The 14,659-nt window shown below is 71.6% G+C and carries 13 protein-coding genes, 1 pseudogene and 1 riboswitch; of the genes and pseudogenes, 5 read left to right on the forward strand and 9 right to left on the reverse strand.

Annotated elements, in window-relative coordinates:
- Positions 1–29: 29 nt before the first annotated feature.
- Genes ACFY1E_RS13400 through ACFY1E_RS13410 form a run of 3 tightly spaced genes read right to left on the reverse strand, consistent with a single transcriptional unit; the run spans position 30 to position 2,559 of the window.
- Positions 30–1,319, reverse strand: a complete 1,290-nt coding sequence (locus tag ACFY1E_RS13400) for a bifunctional 3,4-dihydroxy-2-butanone-4-phosphate synthase/GTP cyclohydrolase II (RefSeq protein ID WP_389075050.1) — start codon at positions 1,317–1,319, stop codon at positions 30–32.
- Positions 1,316–1,957, reverse strand: coding sequence for a nicotinamide riboside transporter PnuC (pnuC, locus tag ACFY1E_RS13405; RefSeq protein WP_389075052.1), 642 nt, complete (start codon positions 1,955–1,957; stop codon positions 1,316–1,318). Before pnuC ends, ACFY1E_RS13400 begins: the two co-directional genes overlap by 4 nt.
- Positions 1,954–2,559 carry a riboflavin synthase gene (locus ACFY1E_RS13410; RefSeq protein ID WP_389075054.1) on the reverse strand — a complete coding sequence of 202 codons (606 nt, stop codon included), beginning with the start codon at positions 2,557–2,559 and terminating at the stop codon, positions 1,954–1,956. The genes pnuC and ACFY1E_RS13410 overlap by 4 nt, the downstream gene beginning before the upstream one ends.
- Before the next feature lie 152 nt (positions 2,560–2,711).
- A riboswitch (FMN riboswitch) is annotated at positions 2,712–2,842 on the reverse strand.
- A gap of 231 nt (positions 2,843–3,073) precedes the next feature.
- Between ACFY1E_RS13410 and ACFY1E_RS13415 the strand changes: the two genes are divergently transcribed.
- Complete coding sequence (locus ACFY1E_RS13415) at positions 3,074–3,964, forward strand: RNA polymerase sigma-70 factor (RefSeq protein ID WP_389075057.1); 891 nt, start codon at positions 3,074–3,076, stop codon at positions 3,962–3,964.
- An 89-nt stretch (positions 3,965–4,053) separates the two neighbouring features.
- Positions 4,054–4,794: an SDR family oxidoreductase gene (locus ACFY1E_RS13420; RefSeq protein ID WP_389075059.1), complete on the forward strand. Its 741-nt coding sequence runs from the start codon at positions 4,054–4,056 to the stop codon at positions 4,792–4,794.
- A gap of 209 nt (positions 4,795–5,003) precedes the next feature.
- Here the strand turns inward: ACFY1E_RS13420 and ACFY1E_RS13425 are convergent, their stop codons facing one another.
- Entirely contained in the window at positions 5,004–5,513 is a 510-nt protein-coding gene (locus ACFY1E_RS13425) for an ROK family protein (RefSeq protein ID WP_389076009.1), read from the reverse strand.
- Positions 5,514–5,819: 306 nt separating this feature from the next.
- Positions 5,820–6,713 (reverse strand): annotated as a pseudogene (locus tag ACFY1E_RS13430) (ROK family transcriptional regulator); the annotation flags it as partial.
- A 142-nt stretch (positions 6,714–6,855) separates the two neighbouring features.
- Here ACFY1E_RS13430 and ACFY1E_RS13435 point away from each other — a divergent pair.
- Entirely contained in the window at positions 6,856–8,067 is a 1,212-nt protein-coding gene (locus ACFY1E_RS13435) for an MFS transporter (RefSeq protein WP_389075061.1), read from the forward strand.
- On the opposite strand, the gene ACFY1E_RS13440 is transcribed toward ACFY1E_RS13435, so the two are convergent.
- The 3 genes from ACFY1E_RS13440 to ACFY1E_RS13450 all read right to left on the reverse strand — a co-directional run bounded on the left by ACFY1E_RS13440 (position 8,027) and on the right by ACFY1E_RS13450 (position 11,127).
- The gene (locus tag ACFY1E_RS13440) at positions 8,027–8,485 is read right to left on the reverse strand and encodes an acyl-CoA thioesterase (RefSeq protein WP_389075063.1); all 459 of its coding nucleotides are present in this window, start codon (positions 8,483–8,485) and stop codon (positions 8,027–8,029) included. The genes ACFY1E_RS13435 and ACFY1E_RS13440 overlap by 41 nt on opposite strands.
- A 98-nt stretch (positions 8,486–8,583) precedes the next feature.
- Positions 8,584–9,843 (reverse strand): alginate lyase family protein, encoded by a 1,260-nt coding sequence (locus tag ACFY1E_RS13445; protein WP_389075065.1) that lies wholly within the window; start codon positions 9,841–9,843, stop codon positions 8,584–8,586.
- A gap of 168 nt (positions 9,844–10,011) precedes the next feature.
- On the reverse strand, positions 10,012–11,127 hold the full coding sequence (locus ACFY1E_RS13450; RefSeq protein ID WP_389076010.1) for a glycoside hydrolase family 6 protein: 1,116 nt from the start codon (positions 11,125–11,127) through the stop codon (positions 10,012–10,014).
- Between the two features lie 162 nt (positions 11,128–11,289).
- Here ACFY1E_RS13450 and ACFY1E_RS13455 point away from each other — a divergent pair, with 162 nt between their 5' ends.
- Together ACFY1E_RS13455 and ACFY1E_RS13460 are read left to right on the forward strand one after the other, a co-directional pair.
- Positions 11,290–11,976 (forward strand): DUF5995 family protein, encoded by a 687-nt coding sequence (locus ACFY1E_RS13455; RefSeq protein ID WP_351466717.1) that lies wholly within the window; start codon positions 11,290–11,292, stop codon positions 11,974–11,976.
- A gap of 34 nt (positions 11,977–12,010) precedes the next feature.
- Positions 12,011–12,940, forward strand: coding sequence for an LLM class F420-dependent oxidoreductase (locus ACFY1E_RS13460; protein ID WP_389075069.1), 930 nt, complete (start codon positions 12,011–12,013; stop codon positions 12,938–12,940).
- A 3-nt stretch (positions 12,941–12,943) separates the two neighbouring features.
- Here ACFY1E_RS13460 and ACFY1E_RS13465 read toward each other — a convergent pair whose 3' ends face one another.
- Positions 12,944–14,644, reverse strand: a complete 1,701-nt coding sequence (locus ACFY1E_RS13465; protein WP_389075071.1) for a flavin monoamine oxidase family protein — start codon at positions 14,642–14,644, stop codon at positions 12,944–12,946.
- Positions 14,645–14,659: the final 15 nt, after the last annotated feature.

Raw genomic sequence — 14,659 nt, forward strand, 5'->3', positions numbered from 1 at the left:
TTCTCGTGTCTCCTCGGTGTGCTCTGGTCTTACTGGTTGCTGCAGGTGGACACGGGGGCCGTGTCCAGCCAGGGCAGGTCGTGTCCCATCCGGTCCCGCTTGGTGCGCAGGTAGCGGAGGTTGTGCTCGCCCGCCTGTACGGGCATCGGCTCGCGGCCGGTGACCTTGAGGCCGTGCCGGACGAGCGCGTCGGTCTTGTCGGGGTTGTTGGTCATCAGGCGGACGCTGCGGACGCCGAGATCCTCCAGGATCTGGGCGCCGGCGCCGTAGTCCCGGGCGTCGGCGGGCAGGCCGAGTTCCAGGTTGGCGTCGAGGGTGTCGCGGCCGCGCTCCTGGAGCTCGTACGCCCGCAGCTTGGACAGCAGGCCGATGCCGCGGCCCTCGTGGCCGCGCAGATAGACGACCACTCCCCTGCCCTCGGACTGGATGCGCTGGAGGGAGGCGTCCAGCTGGGGGCCGCAGTCGCAGCGCAGGGAGGAGAAGATGTCGCCGGTCAGGCATTCGGAGTGGACGCGGACCAGGACGTCCTCGCCGTCGCCGATCTCGCCGTGGACGAGGGCGACGTGCTCGACGCCGTCGACGGTGGAGCGGTAGCCGTAGGCCGTGAACTCACCGTGGGCGGTGGGCAGTTGGGTCTCGGCCTCGCGGCGGACGGTGGGCTCGGAACTGCGGCGGTAGGCGATCAGGTCCTCGATGGAGATGATCGTCAGGCCGTGCTTGCGGGCGAAGGGGATCAGCTCGGGCAGGCGCAGCATGCGGCCGTCCTCGCCGGCGATCTCGACGATCGCGCCGGCCGGGCGCAGCCCTGCGAGGCGGGCGAGGTCGACGGCGGCCTCGGTGTGGCCGTTGCGCACGAGCACACCGCCGGACCTGGCGCGCAGCGGGAAGATGTGGCCCGGCCGGACGAAGTCGTCGGCGTGGGCCTCTCCGCTCGCCAGCAGCTGGAGGGTGGTGGCGCGGTCGGAGGCGGAGATGCCGGTGGTCACGCCGTGCGCGGCGGAGGCGTCCACGGAGACCGTGAACGCTGTCTTCATCTGCTCGGTGTTGTCCTCGACCATCTGCGGGAGCTTGAGCCGGTCCAGCTCCTCGCCCTCCATGGGCGCGCAGATCAGGCCGCGGCACTCGCTCATCATGAAGGCCACGATCTCGGGGGTGATCTTCTCGGCGGCGACGACGAGGTCGCCCTCGTTCTCGCGGTCCTCGTCGTCGACGACCACGATCGGGCGGCCGGCGGCGATGTCGGCGATGGCCTGCTCGATCGGGTCGAGCGACCAGTCCTCGATGCCGTCGGTGCTGTACAGGATCGGTGCCGTGGTCATGCCGGCGCTCCTTCCAGGACGGGCTGCGACGCCTGACGGGAGCGCAGCCACCAGTCGCGCATGCCCCACAGGACGAGTGCGCCGTAGATGACGTAGACGAAGCCGGAGAAGGCGTAGCCGTTGGCGAAGTTGAGGGGGACGCCGACCACGTCGACCAGGAGCCAGGCGATCCAGAACTCGGTCATGCCGCGGGCCTGGGCGTACATGGCGACGATGGTGCCGACGAAGATGTAGGCGTCCGGCCAGGGGTCCCAGGACAGGGACGGGTAGGCCTTGAAGAGCAGGGCGACGGCGACCGTGCCGACGGCCGCGGCGGCGATCATCGCGCCGCGCTCGCGCCAGGTGGCGAAGCGCGGGGCTATGTGACCGTCCGCCGCCTGCCCCTTGTTGCGGTTCCACTGCCACCAGCCGTACAGCGCCACGACCATGACGACGACCTGCTTGCCGGCGCTGCCGGCGAGGTGGCCGTAGAAGGCGATGAACAGGACGAGGCCGGAGAGGAACTGGACCGGCCAGGTCAGCAGGGAGCGGCGCCAGCCGAGGGCCAGGGTGATCAGGCCGAGGATGTTGCCGATCATGTCCGACCAGATGATGTGCTGGCCGAGGAGGGTGAAGGCCTGCGAGTTCAGCCAGTTCACCGGTCCGCCCCCTGACCGGCCCCGAGCAGGCGCTCGACGTACTTGGCGACGACGTCCACCTCGAGGTTGACCGGGTCGCCGGGCTGCTTGATGCCGAGCGTGGTCAGGGCGAGGGTGGTGGGGATGAGGCTGACCGTGAAGTAGTCCGGGCCGGCGTCGACCACGGTGAGGCTGATGCCGTCGACGGTGATGGAGCCCTTCTCCACGACGTAGCGGGTCAGGTCCGCGGGCAGGGAGATCTTGATGATCTCCCAGTGCTCGGAGGGCTTGCGCTCCAGCACCTGGCCCGTGCCGTCGACATGCCCCTGGACGATGTGGCCGCCGAGGCGGGCGCCCACGGCCATGGGGCGTTCCAGGTTGACGCGGGAGCCGACGGCGAGGGCGCCGAGGCTGGAGCGGTCGAGGGTCTCCGCCATGACGTCGGCGGTGAACTCGTCGCCCTCGTGCTCGACGACGGTGAGACAGACACCGTTCACGGCGATGGAGTCGCCGTGCTTTGCGCCCTCGGTGACGACGGGGCCGCGCAGCCGGAAGCGGGAGGCGTCGCCGAGGTTTTCGACGGCCGTGATCTCGCCCAGCTCTTCGACGATTCCGGTGAACACTTCCCGGGTCCTCCTGCCTCTTCGGGCACGGACTCCGGGGCCTGTCGATGACGACAGAATGAACGAGCGAGGACACCGGGGGCGACGCCGGACGGGACCCGCCCCGAGGACGAGCCCAGATACGGCGGCGCGCATACGTGGATGCCCGCCCGCCACGCACTGCCTCCCATCCGGACTTTAACCGTCGGTCCAGGAATTTCACCTGGTCAACCGGCCGCTGGAAGCGGTCGGGTCGCGGACTGTAACCGCCGGTTCGGACTTTCACCGACCCCGGAGTGCGCTGCTTCTGGTACAGGGTCAGTGTGCCACGCCTGATCGAGGTCCATACGGGCGAACGGTGTGGGTTGGCTCACAGCCGCTGTCGATGGACTTCTCAACCCGGCCCAACTGATGGACGCTTTGGTCTAGTCCTTTCCGGATCTTCACGGACCGGTCCGGCGGTGGTGACGACGGCCCTTGCCCACCGCCGGGCCTCTCAGCTCCCCCGCGCACGGGCTCTGGCAGGGTGGTGCGCATGAGCAGCGCGATCGCCGACGAGTTCGAGACGCACCGCCCGCGGCTGTTCGGCCTCGCCTACCGCATGCTGGGCTCGGCCGAGGAGGCGGAGGACGCGGTGCAGGACGCCTATCTGCGTTTCAGCGGGGCCGACCGCACGGGCATCGAGTACCCGGCGGCCTGGCTGGCGAAGGTCGTCACCAACCTCTGTCTCACCCGTCTGACCTCGGCCCGCGCCCGGCGCGAGCACTACGTCGGAACCTGGCTGCCGGAGCCCGTGATCACCTCGGACGGCGCGCTCGGGCCGCTGGAGTCGGCCGAGCAGCGCGATGCCGTGTCGATGGCGATGCTGATCCTGCTGGAGCGGCTCAGTCCGACCGAGCGCGCGGTGTACGTCCTGCGGGAGGCCTTCGGGTACGGGCACCGCGAGATCGCCGGCGTACTGGACCTGAGCGAGGCGAACTGCCGGCAGCTGTACCGGAGGGCGGTGCAGCGCGTGGGCGAGGACCGGTCCCGTTTCGAGCCCGCGCCCGAGCGGCAGGAGGAACTCGTCAGGTCGTTCCTCACGGCGGCCCGGGACGGTGATCTGGCCGGGCTGGAGAAGCTGCTGACCGCGGACGTGGTCTGGTCGAGCGACGGTGGCGGCCAGGTCAGTGCGGCCCGGCGGCCGGTCGTGGGGCTGGACAAGGTGGCGCGGCTCTCGGTGGGCGGCGCCGAGCGGTTCGCGGCCGGCCTGGACTTCACGGCGGCCGAGGTCAACGGCGAGACGGGGCTGGCCGCGTGGGCGGGCGACGCGCTGGTCGGCATGGTGGCGTTCGAGGTGCGGGACGGTCTGATCGCCCATATCCGGGTCGTGGTGAACCCGGACAAGCTGGGCTTCGTCCGGCGGCAGCTCACGCGGGCGGCCTAGTGGCTGTCACATTCCACGCGACTGCTCGGTCTCAGCTGACGTAGGGCGCTCCATCCGGGCGCGCCCGGCGTCCGAAGGGACTGAACAGCATGACCACGATCCTGGTGACCGGCGGCACCGGAACCCTTGGCCGGCTCGTCACCGAGCGGCTGCGCGCGGACGGGCACGAGGTGCGGGTGCTCAGCCGTCACAGCCGGCCGTACGCCGTCGATCTGCGCGAGGGCGGTGCCGGGCTGGAGGCGGCGGTCGCGGGCGTGGACACGATCGTGCACTGTGCGACGACGCAGACCGGCGGTGACGAGAAGGCGGCCGGGAACCTCATCGCGGCGGCGCGGCGGGCCGGGGTGGAGCACCTGCTCTACATCTCGATCGTCGGCGTCGACCGGGTGCCGTATCCGTACTACCGGACCAAGTTCGCCGTCGAGAAGCAGATCGAGGAGTCCGGGCTCGGCTGGACCGTGCTGCGCGCGACCCAGTTCCACGACCTGCTCGTGATGGTGTTCAAGGCGCTGGCCAAACTGCCGGTCATGCTGCTGCCTGCGCGGGTGAGCGACCAGCCGGTCGAGGTGGCGGAGGTCGCGGCGCGGCTGGCGGAGCTGGCCGCCGGTGCTCCCGCGGGACGGGTCGAGGACATGGGCGGGCCGGAGGTCCGGACGTTCGAGTCGCTGGCGCGCGCCTTTCTGAAGGCGACCGGGCGCCGGCGGGCGGTGCTGAACGTGCCGCTCTGGGGCAAGGCGTACCGGGCGTTCCGCAGCGGTGGACACCTCGCGCCGGAACACGCCCTCGGCAAGGGGACGTTCGAGGAGTACCTCGCGGGGCGCCGCGGCTGAGCCGCCGGCGCCGGGCTCCGCGGGGGCCGCGGGCTGCTCCACCTGCTGCGGGACCTCGGCGGGGTGAAGCTCGGGCTCGGCCTGTGTGCTGCGGTCGTGACGACGGAGCGGCGCCTGGTGGTCAGGGCTCCGCGGAGTAGGGCACGCCGGCGGCGGACGCCTCCGCCTTCGCGGCACCGGAGCCCGCCGCACACCGCTCAAGAAGCGCACTACCGCCCGGGCGGCGCGAACAACTCGTCCTGAGCGCCGTCGCGTGCGGTGAGCAGGGCTCCGCGGAGTACGGCACTGCCGCCGAGGGCGCTCGCCCGGACCTCGGTGGGCAGCGGGGACATACGGCGGACCCGTTCGGCCACGCGGGCGGCGAGCTCGTCGCCGCCGGCCTGGCCGACCTCGCCGCCCAGGACGAGGCAGCCGGGGTCGAGGATCGCCACCACGGACGCGACACCGACGGCCAGCCGATCGGCGAGGGCGTCGAGGAAACGGTCGGCGGACCGGGCATCGGGGACGTGTGCGCCGTCAGGCGTCGGCGCTGCGCCCCTGGTGTCACCGGTGACCCCGGCGCGCTCGACGCCTCCGGCCGAAGCTTCAGCGCCGAGTGCCGGCACCGCAGCAATCCCCTCCGGCGCATCCCCACCCACCCGGGCTTCGCCGCCAAGCAACTCCGCCCGCGTATCCCCAGCCGCTACCGACCGGTCCCTTTCCGCTCCATCACCACGCATCCCCGCCGCGGCACTCCCTCGCGCTTGCCCAGGCGCACACGCACCCACCCCGGTTTCCCCGCCACGCAACGCACCCCCAACTGCTGCCGCCCCGCCCCTCCCCGCTCCGTCACCACGCGCCCCCGCCCCGGCACTCCCTCGCGCTTGCCCAGGCGCAGACGCACCCACCCCGGTTTCCCCGCCACGCAAAGCACCCCCGGCTGCTGCCGCCCCGCCCCTCCCCGCTCCGTCACCACGCGCCCCCGCCCCGGCACTCCCCCGCGCTTGCCCAGACGGCGCTGCCCCCGCGCCATCCCCGGAAACCAGCGCAACCGCCCCCCGCACCACCCCCGCAGCAAGAGGCTCATGCCCCGCCCCCTGCGTCGTCAGCCCGTGTTGCCGTGCCAGGTCCGCGATCGCCGCCGAACCCGCCAGGGAGTGGAAGCCCCCCTCGCAGTCCGTCGCCGACGGGAGGGCAGTGGTCCCCGGTACGGGCAGGAAGCCGATCTCCCCGGTGCCGCCGGAGGTGCCGCGGCGCAGGGTGCCGTCCAGGACCACGGCCGCGCCGGTGCCGTGGCCGAGCCACAGCAGGACGAAGGTGTCGCGGTCCCGGGCGGCGCCGTCGCGCTGTTCGGCGAGTGCCGCGAGGTTGGTCTCGTTCTCCACGCTGACCCGGGCCTCCGGGAGGCGCTCCTGGAGCGCGGCGACCAGGCGGCGGTGCCACTCGGGCAGGCCCGAGGAGTTGCGGAGGGCGCCGGTCGACGGGTCGATCAGACCGGGGGCGCCGATTCCGACGGTGTGGAGGCGGTCGGCGCCGGCCTCCTTCGCCGCGCGTTCGACCAGCGCGACCGCCTGCTCCACCGCCGGGCCCGTCCCCGTGTCGCCGCCGATCGGCAGGGACGCCTCGGCGAGCACCCGGCCGAGCAGGTCGGAGACGGCCACGGACACGCCCTCGGTACGGACGTCCAGGGCGGCGAGATGCGCACGGTCCGCGACGATCCCGTACAGCTTCGCGTTCGGTCCGCGCCGCTGCTCCCCCGCCTCCCCGACCACGGTGACCAGGCCGGAGGCCGTGAGGCGCTCCACCAGATCGGCGACCGTGGGCCGGGACAGGCCGGTCAGCTGCTTCAACTGGCCTGCCGTCAACGGACCCTCCTGCTGCAGCAGACGCAGGGCGAGCCGGTCGTTGATGGCCCGGGCGGTGCTGGGGGAAGCGGGCATGCCGGGATCCTTCCAGATCGACGGGACCGGCCCGAGGCGAGCCTGCCCTCGGGCGGCCGTAAATCCCCTATCTATCAGGCAGGGTTCCTGATAGTTTACTCGACGCCGCTGGGAACCGTGTGGGAGAGGGGTGGGGCCGAGAATGGGCGACGTGGTCTACGACCTGCGCGAGGTGAGGCGGAGCCGGTACGCCGTGGCCGCCGTGTTCGCCGTGCACGGGGCGGTCACCGGTTCGTTCGCGACCCGCGTGCCATGGGTCCAGGACCATGCCTCGCTGAGTGCGGGACAGCTCGGCTTCGCCCTCGCCTTCACCGCGTTCGGCGCGTCCTGTTCCATGCCGCTGGCGGGGCGGATCAGTCACCGTTTCGGCAGCCGGACGGCCCTGCGCGGCCTGATCGCGCTGTGGACGCTGTCCCTCGTCCTGCCGTCGCTCGCGCCGAACATGCTCACGCTGTGCCTGGCGATGTTCACGTACGGGGCGAGCGCGGGCATGGCCGACGTCGCGATGAACGCGCTCGGTGTCGAGGTGGAGCGGCTGCTCGACAGGTCGATCATGTCGAGCCTGCACGGCATGTGGAGCGCGGGTGCGCTGATCGGCTCGGCGGCGGGCACCCTCGCCGCGCACCTCGGTTCGGACGCGCGCCTGCACTTCGCGCTGGCGGCGGCCACCCTCACCCTGCTCGGCGTGCTGGCCTGCCGCTGGGTCCTCGACGTGCAGGCCGCCGAGGACGAGGAGCCGCCGCCGCGGTTCGCACTGCCTCCGAAGTCCGCGCTGCTGATCGGCACCGTCGGCTTCTGCGCGGTCTTCGCCGAGGGCGCCAGTCTCGACTGGTCGGCGGTGTATCTGCGCGACCAACTCGACACCTCGGCGGGCCTCGCCGCAGCGTGCACGACCGGTTTCATGCTGACCATGGCGGTGGCCCGGCTCGTGGGCGACGTGGTGGTCGACCGCTTCGGTGCGGTCCGCACCGTGCGGGCGGGCGGCGCGCTGGCGGTCCTGGGCGGTCTGCTCATCGTCGTCGCGGGCCATCCGGCCGTGGCGATGGGCGGTTTCGCGCTGCTCGGACTCGGCATCGCGGTGGTCGTACCGCTGTGCTTCGCGGCAGCCGGTCGCAGCGGCCCGAACCCGAGTCAGGCCATCGCGGGCGTCGCGACCATCACGTACACCTCGGGCCTGATCGCACCCGGCCTGATCGGCGGGGTGGCGCAGGCGACGAGCCTGGTGGTGTCGTTCGTGCTGGTGACGGTCCTGGCGTGCGGTCTCGCGGCCTTCGCGGGCGTCCTGCGCACCGGCGACCGCAGCCGCCAGGAGGTCAGCCGTCCGAGCGCAGCAGTTCCCGACCCGCGGCCCTGAACCGCTCGCTCCACGGCGCGGGCCGCATCGTCTCCGGGTCCAGCCGGACCAGCACCCGGATGCCGTGCGCATAGGTCACCGAGCCGTCCACGGAGCAGAACCGGAAGCCGTAGGTCAGTCCGGTGGTGCCGAGCCGTTCCAGCCAGAGGTGGACGGCGTAGGCACCCGGCCGGGTGACCGGGGCCTCGTAGCCGATCCGGAGCTCTTTGACCGCGTTGCAGGCGTCCCCCGCCGCGGCCCAGTCGCCCTCGAAGCTGAAGCCGTACTCCTGGAACAGCTCGGCCCAGGCCCGTTCGACCATCAGCGGGTAGCGGGCGTTGTGAAGCAGTCCGAGGGCGTCCAGGTCGTCGAAGTGGACGGTGACGGGGATCAGCCGACCGTAGGACAGGGCGGGGGCGATCGTGGCTTCGGCGGTCACGGGTGGGGCTCCTGAGCAAGGGACGAAGCGGTGGGGACACTCCATCCTAAGCGGGCGCTCAGGAGCCCCGGCGGGGAGGGTCACCGGAAAGGCCCTGGTCAGCCTGCTATCGAGTCCATCTGCTCGGCCGCCGGGCGCAGTGCCCAGAGGTCGCCGCCGGGCGGTGTCTCCAGCTGGGGGACGGCCTGCTGTGCCGCCTTGTCGCCCGCGTCCGCCGCCGCGTGCACGACGTCGCTCGCCGCGTAGCGGTGGAACTCCAGCTCCGGGTGCGGCCATGCGGTGGAGCCGCTCGCCGCGGGCAGGAGATAGTCGACGGCCTTGAACAGACCCTGCCCGTCCGGGCCTTGATAGGCCCACAGGTTCACGCCGACGTGCCGGCCGATCGCCGCGAGCCGCGCGTACGCGACCAGGTCGAAGGTCGAGTAGTGCCAGCTACGCGTCCGCGCGAGTTCCTGCGGCTGGCTGCCGTCGGCGGCGATCTGCGGGTCGATGCGTCTGGTGCGCGCGCCGAGGACGGTTCGCCGGGCCAGCGCCCGGTCGCCGGTCGCATAGGCGAGGGCGGCGAGCTGCATGTCGTAGAAGGTGCCGTGGTTGTTCGCCGCCGCGCCCTCCTCCTTGCCGAAAGTGCTGTTCTTCAGCCAGTCGAGGAAGTCGGCGTTCCACTTCGCCATCCCCGTCCGGTCGGTCTTCGTCCAGCCGGGGGCGCCCGTGCCGAGGATCGCGAGGGCGTCGACGACGCTGGTGTACGACTGCGAGAAGTCGATGATGCCGATGGCCCGGCCGTCGTACTTGCACGGGATGAACTGGGCGTGGTCGAGGTTGGGGTTCATGCGTGTGGCCGGGGCGAGGAACCAGGTGCGCAGGACCTGGGCCGCCTTTTCGGCGTAGGCCCGCTTGCCGGTGTAGTACCAGGCCAGGGACAGGTCGTAGGTCGAGTCGAAGACCTTCTCTACGTCCTGGCGGTCGGTGCCGGAGTCGACCTCCGGGTTGCGCTGTCCGTCCCTCTGAACGTACGGGCAGCCCCACGGGTTGTCGGCCGTCGGGGCCTGGGTGGGCCACCAGTAGGGGGCCTGGCTCAGGTAGTCGTGGCGGTCGCCGCCGGGTGCCGGTCTGGGTTTGTCGACGACCGTCCACGGGCCCTGGGTCAGCCAGTTGTCGGCACGGTCCGTCAACTCCCTCAGAGCAAGCTTGAGTTGTGGATCGCCCTGGTCCAGGCGGAGCTTGGTCCGTTGCAGCCGGGCGCCGTCGAGGACGGCCGTGTCGGGAGCGGCGGGTGCCGCTTGCGCGGAGGGGACGAGGACGGCCGCGAGGGTCGTCGCCGCGGCCAGCAGGACGGCGGCACGGGATCTTCCACTCATCGAGCACTCCGATCCATCGAACGAAGGGTCAGGAATGTGAACGCAGTTCATGAGAAGGACCGTGCGAGCGTAGAGGCGCCAGATGGCCGTGACAATGGTCCGGACCGTCTTCATGCACAGGGAAAGAGAAACCCCACCGTGGATCTCGGCGTGCGAGGGCACGTCCTCCTACGACGAGGCCAAGTCGTAGGCGTACGACGGGCTGAACGTGCCCGGAGCTCCCTTGCAGCCGTCCGACTCCCCCGGCAGCTTCACCCACAGATAGGCGTCGATGCGCGCCTCGCCGGTGCTGAGCGTGGGCGCCCGGCCGATCCTGCGGCCCGCCGGATCGCACCACTCGCCGTCGGCGGGGGCGCCGTTGCCGTTGCGGCTGGTGTCGATGACGGCGCCCAGGCCCGCGGCACCGCCGAGGGCGGCGAGGACCTGACGGTCGTAGGCGATCTCGTCGGGCGTCGTCTGGAAGTTGGAGACGTTGCTGAAGATCCCGTCGGAGGATACTGCCGAGGCGGCGCCCGCCTTCTTCAGCAGCGCCGCCTGCTGCGCGGCCGGGTTCCAGCCGGAGTGCCCGGCGTCGTAGTAGACCCGGGCCTTCGGGTCCGCGGCCTTCAGGACGCGGCCGGCGCGGGCCAGTGAGGCGAACCGGTCAGCGCGGGCGCGGTCGGAGAGGCAGCCGGACTGGGCGATGGAGTCGGGCTCCAGGACGACGACGACCTCGCCGGAGCCGAGCCCCGCCGCGAAGCCGTCGATCCAGGCGTCGTACGCGGCGAGGTCGGGCGCCCCGCCCCTGGAGGCGCCCCCGCAGTCGCGGCCGGGTATCGCGTACGGCACGACGACGGGCACCCGGCCCTGCGCCGCGGCGTCCGAGGTGACCGCGCGGACGCGGGAGGTGATGGTCGCCGGCGTGTAGTCGGCGAACCACACGGCGGCCGGCTGGTCGGCTATCCGGGACTCGATGACCGGTGTGCGCGGGTCGTCCGGATGGGCGCGGACCCAGTCGAGCACCTTCGAGTCGGAGTGCCGGTAGAGGCGGGCGGACACCGTGGCGGGCTGCCGCTTCTGCTCCGTCCTGGTGGGCGACGGACTGGCCTTCGGGGATGAACTGGGCGTCGGGGACGCGGACTTGACGGCCGTGGCCGACGCGGAGGGCACCACGGGCAGCTGCTCGAACTGCGGCGAACTGGTCACCTCGGGCTTCGCCTGCTGCGCACCGCGTCCGTCGTCGAGCGCCGACATCATGCCGGTCGCGGTGCCGACGGCGACCACCACGGAGGCCACCGCGACCATGGCGCCGCGCCGGTGAGCCCGTCTGCGTTCGGCCCTGCGTGCGGCCAGCCGCTGCGCGCGTAAGCCTGACACGGTGCTGCTCCCCCCACTCCGTTCCCCCGTTCTGGGGAAGCGCCGGGCCCGCCGACACCCCCGTCAGCCTAGGACTGGGACCCTTCCCCCATGGCGCAATTGGAACAGTTCACCACTTCTGTAGACGCAGTCGTCTCCCGGATGCGCGCCCTCGACGCGGCCCTGCCCGAACGGGACGGTGTCGCGGTCTTCAACCGCGTCTACCTCGCCGTCACCGAGGCCGTCGACCGGAGCATCGACGCCCATCGGTTCGCGGACGCGCGGGCGGCGACCACGCTGGACGTACGGTTCGCCGAGCGCTATCTCGCCGCCGTCGACGCGGTCACCGCCGAGCGGCACCCGCCGGCCTGCTGGCGGCCGCTGTTCCAGCTCCGCCGTCATCCCGGAGTACGACCGCTGCAGTTCGCGCTGGCGGGCATCAATGCGCACATCGGCCACGACCTGGCGCTCGCCGTCGTGGACAGCTGCCGTACGTTGGACTGCGAACCGGCCGAACTGGAGGACGAGTTCGACCGCGTGGGCGACCTCCTCGTCTCGCTGGAGGAGCGCATCCGCGAAGAGCTGATGCCGGGCCCCGACCTCCTCCAGATCGCCGACCCGCTCACCCATCTGCTCGGCGCATGGAGTCTGGAGCGTGCCCGGGACGCCACCTGGACCGCGGCGCGGGCGCTGTGGGCGCTGCGCGGACTGCCCGAGGTCGCCGCGGAGTTCACCGAGCGCCTCGACGCGGCGGTGGGCTTCGCGGGACGCATGCTGCTGACGCCACTCCCGAGTTAGGTTGAGTGTTGAACTGACGCAAAGGAGCGGACGTATGGCCATTCGGCTGGGACTGAGCCTTCCTCAGGCGCGGCAGTACCACATCGGACGCGATGTGCCCGACGTGGCACGCACCGCCGAACAGATCGGCTACCAGAGCCTGTGGGTCTATGAGCGTGCCCTCTTCCCCGAACCCGCGACCCAGGGGCTGTACGGCGTCGAGGGCCTGCCGTGGCCCGATGTGTACCGGGGCGTGCCGGACCCGCTGGTGACGCTGACCCTGGCGGCCGCGGCGACCGACCGGGCCCGGCTCGGCACGAGCATCCTGGTGGCCCCGCTGCACAACCCCTTCCAGCTGGCCAAGTCGCTCGCCACGCTGGATGCGGCGAGCGGCGGCCGGGTGCTGGCGGGCCTCGGCACCGGCTGGTCGCTCGACGAGTACGCGGCCGCGGGCGTGGCGCCCTTCGAGGAGCGGGGCCGGGTCCTGGACGAGATCATCGACGTCTGCCGGGCGGTGTGGGGCCCGGACCCGGTGAGGTACGAGGGCCGGATCACCAAGATCGCCTCGGCCGTGGTCGGCCCCAAGCCCGCCCGTCCCATCCCGATCCTGCTGCCCACCAACAGCAGGAAGGCGATGACCCGGCTCGTCGACCGCGCCGACGGCTGGATGCCGATCGCCATGGGGGCCGGGCAACTGGCCGCGCAGTGGCGTCAGTTGCAGGACCTGGCGGCCGAGCGCGGCCGCACCGCGCCGATCGAGACGGTGGTACGGGTCAACGCCCGGTACACGCCCAAGGCCTACGACGGGGCCGACCGCTCCCCGTTCCAGGGCAGCGTCGCCCAGCTCGTCGAGGATCTCGCCGTCCATGCCGAAAGCGGCCTCGACGAGTTCTTCTTCGAGCTCCAGGGCGGCGCGCGGGACGCCCAGGAGCTGAAGGACGTGGCCGCCGAGCTCTACGAGTCGGTGCGCGCCGCCGGTCTCTAGGGCCTAGTCCTCCGGCAGCTCGACCGGCGCGATCTCGTCGTACACGTCGCCCGGCCCGGGGTTGGTCGCGTCGGTCTCGCCGCCGAAGTGGTGCATGACGCCCCAGACCGCGTTCAGCGCGGTCTGGATCGCGCCCTCGGCCCAGCCGGCCGTCCAGGAGATGTCGTCGCCGGCGAGGAAGATGCCCCGCTTGTCCTCGGGCAGCCGGTCCTGCATGAAGTGCGTGAACAGGCGCCGCTGGTAGCGGTAGTGGCCGGGCAGGTTGGCCTTGAACGCGCCCATGAAGTAGGGCTCGTTCTCCCAGGACACGGTCACCGGGCTGCCGATGATGTGCTTCCTGATGTCGACCTTCGGGTAGATCTCGCCGAGCGACTTCAGCATGACCTCCATCCGCTCGTTCGCGGACAGCGGCAGCCACTTCAGGCTGTCGTCGCACCAGGTGTAGGAGAGGCAGATGACGGCGGGCTTGTCCGGGCCGTCGTCCAGCAGGTAGGTGCCGCGGGTCATGCGGTCGGTGAGCGTCATCGACATGACGTCCCGGCCGGTCTCCTCGTCCTTGTCGAGCCAGAAGGGCCGGTCGACGGGCACGAAGAGCTTGCTGGACTCCATGTAGTGGGTGCGCTCGATGGCCGTCCAGTGGTCGATCGGGAAGAGCGAGTCGTCGCAGGCGATCTTCGACAGCAGCATCCAGGACTGGGCGGTGAAGATCGCCGCCCGGTAGGTGCGGATGTCGCCGTTCGCGTCGGTCACGGTGATCCGGTTGCCCGCCGTGCGGTGCAGCCGGGTCACGGCCGGGCGGGGCTCGCCGTCCACGTGCAGGGACTTCAGGGACGTCCCGTACGGCCAGTGGACGATCTTCTCGGGCTCGCGTTCCCAGAGCCGCAGCGGGAGCTGCTGGCTGCCGCCGACGATGCCGCGGTGGTGGTCGTCGGCCTCGGTGTAGACGACCCGCAGGATCTCCAGGATGGAGTTGGGGAAGTCGGTGTCCCAGCCGCCCGTCCCGAAGCCGACCTGGCCGAAGATCTCGCGGTGGCGGAAGGACTTGAACGCCTCGGAGTCGCAGAGGAAGCCGTAGAAGGTCTGGTTGTCGAGCTTCTCGACCAGCTTCGACCAGATCTCGCGGATCCGCGGCACGTCACGCTCGCGCAGGGCGCGGTTCATGTCGGAGAAGTCGGCGCCCTCTTCGAGGCACCTGTTCCAGGCCTCGGCGACATCGCGGTAGACCTGCGGCAGGTCCTCGACCGTCTCGGCGTAGTGCGACTCCCCCTTGAGGTCGACGACGGTCGAAGGGGTCGCCTCCGCAAGGGGGTTGGGGAAGGGCCGGGTCTCGAGTCCCACCAGGTCGATGTAGTGCTGCAGGGCCGTCGAGGACGGCGGGAAGCGCATCGCGCCCATCTCGGCGGTGAGGGAGGGGTCGCAGCCCTCGAACCCCACGGTCCGCAGGCGCCCGCCGATCCGGTCGGCCTCGTACACGACCGGCTTGAGGCCCATCTTCATCAGCTCGTAGGCGGCCACGATGCCGGACAGTCCGCCGCCGATGACCGCGACCTCGGCGCCGTGCTCGGTCGCCGGTATCTGGCCGAGGCCCGCGGGGTGGGCGAGGAAGTCGTCGTACGCGTACGGGAAGTCCGGGCCGAACATGGTGATCGGCGGCAGCTGCTGCTCGTCTGCGTGCTCGACGGCGTTGGGCACGGTGGACGTCATGGGGTACGGACTCCT

This window comes from Streptomyces sp. NPDC001604 (genome assembly GCF_042893475.1).
Taxonomy (GTDB): domain Bacteria; phylum Actinomycetota; class Actinomycetes; order Streptomycetales; family Streptomycetaceae; genus Streptomyces.

Bases quoted from the DNA above. Each gene is read 5' to 3' on its own strand.
- ACFY1E_RS13400 (WP_389075050.1), bottom strand. From the start codon at position 1,319: ATGACCACGGCACCGATCCTGTACAGCACCGACGGCATCGAGGACTGG.
- ACFY1E_RS13415 (WP_389075057.1), top strand. From the start codon at position 3,074: ATGAGCAGCGCGATCGCCGACGAGTTCGAGACGCACCGCCCGCGGCTG.
- ACFY1E_RS13420 (WP_389075059.1), top strand. From the start codon at position 4,054: ATGACCACGATCCTGGTGACCGGCGGCACCGGAACCCTTGGCCGGCTC.
- ACFY1E_RS13425 (WP_389076009.1), bottom strand. From the start codon at position 5,513: ATGCGTGGTGATGGAGCGGAAAGGGACCGGTCGGTAGCGGCTGGGGAT.
- ACFY1E_RS13435 (WP_389075061.1), top strand. From the start codon at position 6,856: ATGGGCGACGTGGTCTACGACCTGCGCGAGGTGAGGCGGAGCCGGTAC.
- ACFY1E_RS13445 (WP_389075065.1), bottom strand. From the start codon at position 9,843: ATGAGTGGAAGATCCCGTGCCGCCGTCCTGCTGGCCGCGGCGACGACC.
- ACFY1E_RS13450 (WP_389076010.1), bottom strand. From the start codon at position 11,127: ATGGTCGCGGTGGCCTCCGTGGTGGTCGCCGTCGGCACCGCGACCGGC.
- ACFY1E_RS13455 (WP_351466717.1), top strand. From the start codon at position 11,290: ATGGCGCAATTGGAACAGTTCACCACTTCTGTAGACGCAGTCGTCTCC.
- ACFY1E_RS13460 (WP_389075069.1), top strand. From the start codon at position 12,011: ATGGCCATTCGGCTGGGACTGAGCCTTCCTCAGGCGCGGCAGTACCAC.
- ACFY1E_RS13465 (WP_389075071.1), bottom strand. From the start codon at position 14,644: ATGACGTCCACCGTGCCCAACGCCGTCGAGCACGCAGACGAGCAGCAG.